This window comes from Pontibacter rugosus, from assembly GCF_042678745.1.
Lineage (GTDB): Bacteria > Bacteroidota > Bacteroidia > Cytophagales > Hymenobacteraceae > Pontibacter > Pontibacter rugosus.
In genome coordinates this window covers 1-10,214 of record NZ_JBHTLD010000184.1, presented here as the reverse complement: position 1 = coordinate 10,214, position 10,214 = coordinate 1, and the positions used below count along the sequence as shown (strand labels likewise).

The following is a 10,214-nucleotide window of genomic DNA, read 5'->3' as shown; positions in this document are numbered from 1 at the left end:
ATATTAAAGGTAACAACATTGCAATAAATCAATTATTCAGGCTTTTTCAAAGTATAAACATCAAAGTTGGCCGCTTTCTGCTGCATTTATGCAAATGTCTGGCCCACATGATCCAATTCATTTCCGTTGGTGCCTCCCCAGAGGAGAAGGATACTATAAATGCTATGGCAAAATTATTTATAGCTGATGTTAAATAGTTGCGGCCGTTGTGCAGTAGCGTATCTACTACTCTTTTTTTTGAAAAGCGGGTTAAATATAGTTAAAAATTAGTGACTTGTAGGTGTGTTTAAAGCTTTTTTGCTTTATCCCAGTAAAAGTCCATCTCCTCAAGCGTCATGTCGTGCAGCTGTTTTCCGTCTTTAGCAGCCTCTGTTTCCAGGTACTGAAACCGGTGAATAAATTTTAAATTAGTCCGCTCCAGCGCCTCTTCTGGGTTAATTCCGGCAAAGCGGGCGAAATTAATGAGGGAGAACAGCAGGTCGCCAAACTCAGCCGTTGCTTTCTTTGGGTCAACAGCAGTAAAGTCTGCTACGTTAAACTCGCTTTCAAATTCGCTAAGCTCTTCCTGCACCTTTTCCCATACCTGCGATTTGTCATCCCAGTCAAAGCCTGCGCCGCGCGCTTTTTCCTGGATACGCATAGCCTTTACCAAGGCCGGTAATGATTGCGGAACGCCACCCAGCACTGATTTGTTGCCTTCCTTTAATTTTAGTTTCTCCCAATTTTGCTTTACCTCCTCTTCAGAGTCTGCTTTAACGTCGCTGTAGATGTGTGGGTGACGGAAAATAAGCTTTTCGCACTGAGCGTTTAGCACATCGGCAATATCAAAAGCACCTTGTTCTGAGGCTATCTTGGCATAAAATACTAAGTGCAGCATGATATCCCCAATCTCTTTCTTCACCTCCTGCAACTCGCCTTTCAGAATGGCGTCTGATAGTTCGTAAGTTTCCTCTATGGTTAGGTGTCGCAGGCTTTCAAGCGTCTGTTTGCGGTCCCAAGGGCATTTTTCCCTAAGTTCGTCCAGCACATCCAGTAGCCGGTTAAATGCTTTAAGCTGCTCTTCCCTCGAATTTTTACCTAATTGTGAAGTAGTCATAAAGGCAAAGATAATAAATATTAAAGCACGCTGCTTTTTGGTGTAAAAGGCTTAACAATTTGGTAATTGTTGCACTTAGTCGGTGCCTTTATACTTACTTCCGAAACCCTGCGTTGCCTTGTAGCTTCTAATAGGAGCTTTAAAACATGATTAAACGTAACCCTTTGCAAGCGAAAACGGGCTTTAAAGGAAGCTGAATTTAGGCATTTGTTCCTCTTATAACGCTCCCATGAAATTTATAACTGCACTGCCAGGAATCTTTCCATTCAGCTTTTGCTCGTAAAAACGAATGCAGAAATTGCTTTAAACTGTAGCCTGGCACGCAGGGTAGGAGGTATAAATTACTGCTTTAAGTTTTAAACGACACATTAATAGTATATCTGGTGACTAAGCTTCTAAAAGTATAAGTTAATTACTACTTTTGTGTGAGCAAAAAAATACGACAAGTGGCTTTAATAAAATCGATTTCAGGAATACGCGGTACGATAGGCGGACAGGCTGGTGAAGGATTAACCCCTGTAGATGTTGTGAAGTTTGCCGCCGCTTTTGGTACTTGGGTGCTTCAAAACACCGATAGAAGAACAATCATAGTTGGCCGTGATGCCCGCCTATCAGGCGATATGGTTAATAAACTGGTTTGTGCAACGCTGCAGGGGCTAGGTATAGATGTGATTGATGTGGGCCTTTCTACCACACCAACGGTAGAAATGGTAGTGCCTGCCAAAAAAGCGGGAGGCGGCATCATACTTACAGCCAGCCATAACCCAAAACAGTGGAATGCCCTGAAGCTGCTTAATCATAACGGAGAGTTTATTTCTGACGAGGAAGGCAAATTAGTGCTGGATATAGCAGAGAAAGAAGCCTTTGAGTTTGCCCAGGTAAATGACTTAGGCAAGTATAAGCAAAACGATACAGCACTTAAAAAACACATTAAAGCTATTTTGGAGCTACCTCTGGTAGATGTAGAGGCTATTAAAGCAAAAAACTTTAGTGTAGTAGTAGATGCTGTAAATTCTAGCGGTGGCTTTGCGGTGCCAATGCTTTTGGAAGCTCTTGGCGTTACAAAAATCGAGAAACTGTACTGCGAGCCAGACGGGAATTTTGCCCATAACCCGGAGCCGCTGCCAGAGAACCTGCGCGAAATCTCAAAGATAATAGAGAAAGGTAAGTTTGACCTTGGTATCGTGGTTGACCCGGACGTAGACCGCCTGGCATTAGTAAACGAAGACGGCAGTATGTTCGGCGAAGAGTATACCTTGGTAGCTGTAGCTGACTATGTGCTGAAGAACCAGGTAGGCAACACTGTATCTAACCTTTCTTCTACCCGCGCTTTGCGCGACGTAACCGAGAAAGCTGGAGGCGAATATTATGCGGCTGCAGTTGGCGAGGTAAATGTGGTAAACATGATGAAGGAGCACAGTGCAATCATTGGCGGTGAAGGCAACGGTGGTATCATTTACCCTGAACTGCACTATGGCCGTGATGCATTGGTTGGAATTGCGCTGTTTTTGACGCACCTGGCTAAAGCAGACATGAGTATGACACGCTTGCGTGCCAGCTATCCGAACTACTACATCTCAAAGAACAAGATAGAACTTACTCCGGAAGTTGATGTGGATGATGTGTTGCGCCAAATGAAAGAGCGTTATGCCAAGCAGCCTATTAACACAATTGATGGTGTGAAGATTGAGTTTGACAAAGAGTGGGTGCACCTGCGTAAATCAAATACAGAACCTATTATCCGTATCTATGCGGAGAGCGATAGCAACGCCACTGCCGAGCATCTGGCTAATAAAATCATTGCGGATATTAAGGAAGTGATTTCCGAAAAAGCTTAATTATATGTGTTGCTGCTGTTGTCATAACATAACAAGGTAACAAATGGATGTTGCGCCATTGGTTTAGGGATGTTCCTGCCATTGGCGCAACTTTTTTTTATACTTTAGTGGTTGAGTTACAAACTGAACAGAGATTAAAATTTAGAAATATGCGTGTTTATTTAGATAATGCTGCCACCACGCCTTTGGATAAGGAGGTTTTTGATGCGATGACTCCTTATATGCTGGAGCATTTTGGTAACCCATCCTCTATTCACTCACATGGTCGTGAGGTGAGAGCAGCCATTGAGAAAGCGCGTAAAACAGTGGCAGGCTTGTTGAATACATCGCCAGCTGAGGTTTTCTTTACCTCTGGTGGCACAGAGGCTGATAATGCCGCTATATTCTGCACCTGCCGCTCCCTAGGCATAAAAAATGCTATAACTACAAAGCTGGAGCACCATGCGGTGTTGCATACGATGGAGTTGCTGGAGAAGCAGGAGGGGGTGCAGGTTACATACCTCCGCCATGATGCACGTGGAGTGCTGGATCTGGAGCACCTGGAAGAGCTATTAGCCAGCCAGCCGCAAACGCTGGTATCTATCATGCACGCCAACAACGAGATCGGCAACCTGAACGACATTGAAGCTATTGGTAACATCTGCAAGAAGTATAACGCAGTGTTTCATTCTGATACTGTTCAGACCATGGGCCACTACAAGCATGACCTGCAGCAGCTAAATGCAAACTTTATTGTTGGCTCAGGGCATAAATTCCACGGCCCGAAAGGGGTTGGGTTTTTATATTGCGATGCCGGTACTAAAATACAGCCTTTAATTCAGGGAGGAGCCCAGGAGCGTAATATGCGCGGAGGCACCGAGAACGTGTATGGCATTATTGGTTTGGCCAAGGCCTTAGAAATTGCTTACCGCGATATGGAAGAGCACGCACGTTATATCCAGGGATTAAAAGACCGTATGATTCACCAGCTGCGCGAGCAGATGGAAGACGTTAGCTTCAATGGCTTGTCTTCGTATGGCGATAAAAGCTTGTACACAGTTTTGAACATTAGCTTGCCCGCATCAAGTATAAATGAAATGTTGCTGTTCAGCTTAGACATCGCAAAGATATCGGCTTCTGGCGGTAGCGCCTGTAGTAGCGGAGCTAACACGGGCTCACACGTGCTACGCGCTTTAGAGGCAGATTCAAAGCGCGGTTCCGTTCGCTTCTCTTTCAGTAAGTATAATACGCCTGAAGAAATTGACTACGCTGCCGCTACACTGGCGAAAATGTACAAGAAAGAGCTGGCTTAAAAAAAATACTAGATACAGGAATCAATAATAGGAAAGGCTCTGGCATAAACCAGTGCCTTTCTTTTTTCATCAGTCAATCTATTTGAATCATATTTTATGAAAAGTATAGCTGTGTTCTGTGGAGCCAACGCAGGCAATAAAGAGGTGTACAGGCAGGCAGCTGCTAAATTAGGACAGCTAATGGCAGCGCAAAGTACAAAACTAGTATTCGGAGGAGGTAAGGTAGGGTTGATGGGTACTATAGCCGATGCTATACTTGGTGCAGGGGGCGAGGCAGTGGGTGTGATTCCGCAGAGCCTGGTAGACCGTGAGGTTGCTCATACCGGACTGACGGAGCTGCAGGTCGTTAAGACGATGCACGAGCGCAAAGCTTTGATGGCTTCTCATGCTGATGCCTTTGTGGCCATGCCCGGTGGCTTTGGTACGCTGGATGAAATAAATGAGATCATAACCTGGAACCAACTGGGTATTATTCAGAAGCCTGTGGCCTTTTACAATGTCAACGGCTATTTTGATAAGTTTATGGAATTGATAGCACATGGTGTGCAGGAAGGTTTTATCAAATCGGAGTATACCAACAATCTAATTGTAGAGGCCGACGCTGAGACACTCCTGCAAAAAGTACGAGCATCTGCAGAGGCTTTCTCGAAGGATTGGATAGACTCAGAACGAATCTAACTAGCAGCGCTAAAGGGAAACTATTTTTAGCTTAAAGGTATAAAGTCAGTAGCTCAATTTTATACTTTTAGCCCCTTTCTTATTGTAACGTTAGTCGCAAAGCATGAGAGCCGCCGAAGATATCTTCGGCGGCTCTCATGCTTTAAGCTCTATATAAGAAAGATAAGCTAACTTCTTAAAATCATCTGCTTTACTGCTTCTACCCAGGTGTCATTAGAGTTAAGGCTTTCTACAAGTTGCCATTTCTCACCACCAGCTTCTAAAAACAGCTCTTTAAATTCTTCGCCCACCTCGATGGTTGTCTCTAAACAGTCGGCTACAAAGGCAGGACTAAAGGCCAATACTTTTTTGATACCTCTTTCTGGATAAGTTTTCAGTATCTCATCGCTGTACGGCTTCAGCCAAGGATCTTTCCCCAGGCGCGACTGGAAAGAGACAGAGTACTGGTCTTCGCTCAGCCCAAGTGCTTTAGCCAACTGGCGTGAGGTTTCGAAGCAGGAAGCACGGTAGCAGTACTTGTTTCGTTTGTTATAGCTGTTGCAGCAGGATTCTAGTTTACAATACCCGTGGTCGCTGCCTTTCAGGATGTGGCGTTCGGGCAGGCCGTGATAGCTAAACATCACATGGTCATACTTATCTTCTTGCATGTACTTTCTGCCAAGCTCTGCAAAGGATTCGATAAAACCAGGTTCGTTGCAAAAATCTGATATAAAGTTGATGCTCGGAATAATCCACCAGTCCTTTATGATTTCCATAATCTTATCATGGGCAGAGCCTGTGCTGGCGGAGGCATACTGCGGAAACAACGGAAACACAATAATCCTGTCTACACTTTGCTCTCGCAGCTCCTCAAGTGCGCTTTTTATACTTGGCTTTTGATAGCGCATGCCAAAAGACACATGGTAGCCATCACCTAAGCTTGCCTGCAGCTTCTCTTTCAGATCAATACCGTGATAGAGCAGGGGAGAACCACGCTCCGTCCAGAGCTGCTTATAAATAACGGCTGACTTAGGCGCACGAAAAGGCGCAATAATACCATTAATCAGGAAAAACCGACCAACAGGGTTTATATCGATGACACGTTTATCCAACAGAAACTCACGCAGGTACTTTCTAACATCGGGCGTTTCAGGTGTATCAGGTGTGCCAAGGTTTACCAGCAGCACACCAATTTTACCAGTGTTCTTTTTGCTCATGTACTATATAAGTGCTTATCAGTTGCAAAGATACAAAGTATAAACTTTCTTTTTATCAGAGTTATTGATGCCTCATAGAGGATCAACGGAGAGTAAAGCAATAAGTGTGGTAAAAGGTTTCCGGAGAGAGCAGAAGTGTATATTTTGTGAAGGTATACTGTCTACTGAAGGTTAGATTATTTCTCGTGATGCTGGTGATAAACTACCAATATCTATCCTATTCAAGGGGTGATCTTGCAGGAATATATTTTAATGTATTAAAAGGCTAAAACCTATTCTAATTCTCTCCTTTTAGCAAACCGCTACTGCTTCACCTCCGGGGGGCTATGGGGCCTCTTTTACAACCAGGATTTTTTCGGAATGACAGCGGCTATACAGTAGATGTTTGAAACACTTTTACCTTATTTAAGATACAAAGGTGGTTTTGCGCCTTCTGTTTTTCCCCAGTAGGATTAGGTGTAGGAGAAAGTTTGTAACGCTGGCTCTAAAGTATAGGCAATGTAGTTTTGCTATTCATGTGAACCCACCCCTAGCCTCTCCGAGGAGGGGAATTTCTGAAGCTGCTAAAGTTAAAGTATAAGATTCATCCATGACTGTATCGTGCGGACAGGTCGTGACCTTTCCCTACAAAAAGTGGCTGAAGCTCCATCAGCTGCGGCTACCTGAACTGTTTCCAGTCCTCGGGTTGGGCGCCTTGTGCATGTTGCGGTGCCCGAAGAGCAGCCCGCAGCGGAGCGAATAGAGGGCCGCTATCCCCGGAGCAGCTTCAGGCACACAGCGCTCAACCCGAGGACTGGCCCTCGCGGGCTTGAGCGCTCCAAAGCTAAAGGTGAAACAGTAGGTATTTGGGAGCTGGAGGATAAACAGCAATTAGAAGGGGTAGCTTGGCTGAAGATGCGGAAAGCAGCGGCTATGGAAGCATAAATGATACCATTGCAAGTATGGCCCAGGCTGTAGCAAGTATGGCTTTGTTAGCCAGTTGAGTTGCAAACTCAACACTATAAAAGGATACAAGTTGCAAAGCGTGTACCAGCGGAGAAAAGCTATGAAAGTATAAACTAATCTTTCTATCTCTCCTCATTCACAATAAATTACACATTCTGCCGCAGTCTCGTAAAAAAGAAGTAATTTTGCAACCTCAAATTTTAGTGTATGGCCGAGACTCCTCATAAAGCAGGTTTTGTAAGTATAGTGGGCAAGCCCAACGTAGGTAAATCTACATTGATGAACGCGCTGGTGGGCGAAAAGCTTTCTATCATCACCTCGAAAGCACAAACTACCAGGCACCGAATCATGGGCATTTTGAACTCGGATGATTTTCAGATCGTTTACTCCGACACGCCTGGCATTATCAAGCCGCAGTATGCACTGCATGAGTCTATGATGGGCTTTGTGCGCACCTCGCTGGAAGATGCCGATGTAATCGTGTTCATGACCGATATCTATGAAAAACACGACGAGGACGATGTGCTTAAACGCTTAAAATACGCGGAGGTGCCGATCTTGCTGTTAATCAATAAGATTGATCAGGCTACTGAGGAAGAGGTAAACCAAAAGGTGGATTACTGGAAAGAACAGATGAACCCAACCGAAATACTGCCTATTTCGGCGCTTCATAAATTTGGGCTGGAGCATTTGTTCAGTCGCCTGTTGCATTACCTGCCGGAACACCCGGCTTTCTATCCGAAAGACGAACTGACCGACAAACCGGAGCGATTCTTTGTGTCAGAAATCATCCGGGAAAAAATCCTGCTCAACTATAAGAAAGAGATTCCTTACAGCACCGAAGTGGTGATAGAGGAGTTTAAGGAAGAGGAAGATATCATTCGCATCCGGGCAGAGATAATTGTAGAACGCAGGAGCCAGAAGGGCATTATTATCGGCCAGCAGGGAGCCGCTTTGAAAAAAGTAGGTACACAGGCTCGCATTGATATGGAAGACTTTTTCCAGAAGAAGATATTTCTTGATTTATACGTGCGCGTGAACGAGAATTGGCGGACAGACCAGAAGTTGCTGAAGCGCTTCGGTTACCGCGAAGAGTAGCGCACCATAAAGCTTCGGGGCATGGTGCTCCGGGGGCACTTTAACATTTTTATTTTAGTTCGATGTCATCAAACATCATTGCCATTGTAGGACGCCCAAATGTGGGCAAGTCCACTTTATTTAATCGCCTGATCGGGCAGCGCAAAGCCATCATGGACAACGTGAGCGGTGTAACACGCGACCGCAGCTACGGCCATGGCCAGTGGATCGGCAAGTACTATACTGTGATTGACACAGGTGGCTACGTGCACGGGTCCGACGATATTTTTGAATCTGAAATTAACCGCCAGGTAGAGCTGGCCATGAACGAGGCCGATGTGATCTTGTTTATGGTAGATGTGGATGCAGGCCTGACTGGCCTGGATGAGGAATTTGCCAACGTGCTGCGCCGGTCTAAGAAGCCTGTGTACATTGTGGCAAACAAAGCAGATACCAATGCGCGCGCACACCAAATGGGCGAGTTCTATGGCTTGGGTATAGGGGAAGAGATTTTTCCTGTGTCGTCGCAGAACGGCTCCGGTACCGGCGAACTGCTGGACGAGGTGGTAAAGCATTTTAAGGAAGAAGGTGTAGAAGATCCGGATGCGGGTATTCCGAAGCTGGCTGTACTTGGCCGCCCGAATGTAGGCAAATCTTCTTTTGTGAACCTGCTGCTAGGCGAGGAAAGAAACATTGTAACCGATCAGGCTGGTACTACGCGCGATGCCATCCACTCGCGCTATAATGCTTTCGGAAAAGAGTTTATCATTGTAGATACTGCTGGGCTTCGCCGCAAGAGCAAAGTAAGCGAAGATATCGAGTTTTATTCGGTGCTGCGTTCTGTTCGTGCTTTAGAAGATGCTGACGTATGTATTGTGATGCTGGATGCCACCCGTGGTATCGAATCGCAGGATGTGAACATCATTACGCTGGCCGAGAAGAACCGCAAAGGTATTGTTATACTTGTGAACAAGTGGGACCTGGTAGAGAAAGATACGCATAGTACCAAGGAGTTTGAAGAAGAGATACTGAAGCGTATTGCTCCGATCAAATATGTGCCGGTAATCTTTACCTCAGTTATTACCAAGCAGCGTATTCTCAAAGCAGTTGAGAAGGCGATGGAAGTATATGACAACAAGACAAAGAAAATACCTACGTCTAAAATAAACGACCTGATTTTGCCGGAGATTGAGCGCTATCCGCCACCAGCTATCAAGGGTAAGTTTGTGAAGATCAAGTATGTAACGCAGCTGCCTACGCATAACCCCACGTTTGCTTTTTTCTGTAATTTACCACAGTATATCAAGGAGCCGTACAGCCGCTACCTAGAAAATTGCATCCGCAAACACTTTAGTTTTGAGGGTGTTCCGATAAACTTAGTTTTCAGGAAAAAATAGTTTTACAGGATATTTGGTGATAGAGATATAGTAGTATATTTGCGCCTCATTTAACATCATCAAACATCATGAAAAAAGTATTTGGTTTACTTTTCGTTGCTGGTCTTTTCACTTTCGCTTCTTGCAGCAATGCAGAAGAGACTGCTACTGAAGTTGAAACAGTAGAGCAAACTGTAGTAGAAGACACTACTTCTCTTGAGGCTGATACTACTGCAGCTCCAATTGATTCTGCTGCTGCTGTTCAATAATCAGCAACCAGAAAACCACCTGGCGCATGGCCGGGATACCGAAAGGCACCTCAAAAGGGTGCCTTTCGGCTTTTTTATATATTTCATCAAAACTATGTTAAACCACAGACGTATTGCATCTCATGTTCTGAAGCTAGCCAAGCATAGTGCGTGCAGCTTTTAGAACAGCTGTATTATTTTCGAAATCATAGAACCATGAAAAAAAACTTATATGCCTTTGCGCTGACTACGTCTATATTGGGTTTTGCCTCCTGTAGCTCTCCTGCCACAGAGCAGGCAGATGATAGGGTAGAAGAGCTGGAAGACAGAGCCGAAGAGCGTACCGACGAAATGGAAGATGTTGCCGAAGACAATGATACCACTGCTGTAATTGAATAGATTTTCAGAATAGCTCGCAGACAAATGCCTGCAGGTACTTTAAGTATAAATTTTACCGATAAATAAATT

General features: G+C 44.9%; 10 protein-coding genes. 8 read left to right on the top strand and 2 right to left on the bottom strand.

Annotated elements, in window-relative coordinates:
* The coding region (locus tag ACFQ2O_RS16750; RefSeq protein ID WP_377530357.1) for a hypothetical protein at positions 1–197 on the top strand (197 nt) is incomplete at its 5' end.
* Positions 198–286: 89 nt separating this feature from the next.
* Here the strand turns inward: ACFQ2O_RS16750 and mazG are convergent.
* A complete protein-coding gene (gene mazG / locus ACFQ2O_RS16745; RefSeq protein WP_377530355.1) occupies positions 287–1,096 on the bottom strand; it encodes a nucleoside triphosphate pyrophosphohydrolase in 810 nt (269 codons plus the stop codon).
* A gap of 446 nt (positions 1,097–1,542) precedes the next feature.
* Here mazG and glmM point away from each other — a divergent pair, with 446 nt between their 5' ends.
* The 3 genes from glmM (at position 1,543) to ACFQ2O_RS16730 (ending at position 4,904) form a co-directional block, all read left to right on the top strand.
* Positions 1,543–2,934, top strand: a complete 1,392-nt coding sequence (gene glmM, locus ACFQ2O_RS16740; RefSeq protein ID WP_377530353.1) for a phosphoglucosamine mutase — start codon at positions 1,543–1,545, stop codon at positions 2,932–2,934.
* A gap of 149 nt (positions 2,935–3,083) precedes the next feature.
* Positions 3,084–4,226 carry a cysteine desulfurase family protein gene (locus ACFQ2O_RS16735; RefSeq protein ID WP_377530351.1) on the top strand — a complete coding sequence of 381 codons (1,143 nt, stop codon included), beginning with the start codon at positions 3,084–3,086 and terminating at the stop codon, positions 4,224–4,226.
* Between the two features lie 96 nt (positions 4,227–4,322).
* Positions 4,323–4,904: an LOG family protein gene (locus ACFQ2O_RS16730; protein WP_377530348.1), complete on the top strand. Its 582-nt coding sequence runs from the start codon at positions 4,323–4,325 to the stop codon at positions 4,902–4,904.
* Between the two features lie 167 nt (positions 4,905–5,071).
* On the opposite strand, the gene hemH is transcribed toward ACFQ2O_RS16730, so the two are convergent.
* Positions 5,072–6,100 (bottom strand): ferrochelatase, encoded by a 1,029-nt coding sequence (gene hemH, locus ACFQ2O_RS16725; RefSeq protein WP_377530346.1) that lies wholly within the window; start codon positions 6,098–6,100, stop codon positions 5,072–5,074.
* A gap of 1,152 nt (positions 6,101–7,252) precedes the next feature.
* Here hemH and era point away from each other — a divergent pair.
* From era to ACFQ2O_RS16705, 4 genes are all read left to right on the top strand, one after another.
* A complete protein-coding gene (gene era / locus ACFQ2O_RS16720; RefSeq protein ID WP_377530342.1) occupies positions 7,253–8,143 on the top strand; it encodes a GTPase Era in 891 nt (296 codons plus the stop codon).
* Between the two features lie 62 nt (positions 8,144–8,205).
* Complete coding sequence (gene der, locus ACFQ2O_RS16715; RefSeq protein WP_377530338.1) at positions 8,206–9,519, top strand: ribosome biogenesis GTPase Der; 1,314 nt, start codon at positions 8,206–8,208, stop codon at positions 9,517–9,519.
* A 68-nt stretch (positions 9,520–9,587) separates the two neighbouring features.
* Positions 9,588–9,767 (top strand): hypothetical protein, encoded by a 180-nt coding sequence (locus tag ACFQ2O_RS16710; RefSeq protein ID WP_377530335.1) that lies wholly within the window; start codon positions 9,588–9,590, stop codon positions 9,765–9,767.
* Positions 9,768–9,962: 195 nt separating this feature from the next.
* A complete protein-coding gene (locus ACFQ2O_RS16705; protein WP_377530332.1) occupies positions 9,963–10,145 on the top strand; it encodes a hypothetical protein in 183 nt (60 codons plus the stop codon).
* Positions 10,146–10,214: the final 69 nt, after the last annotated feature.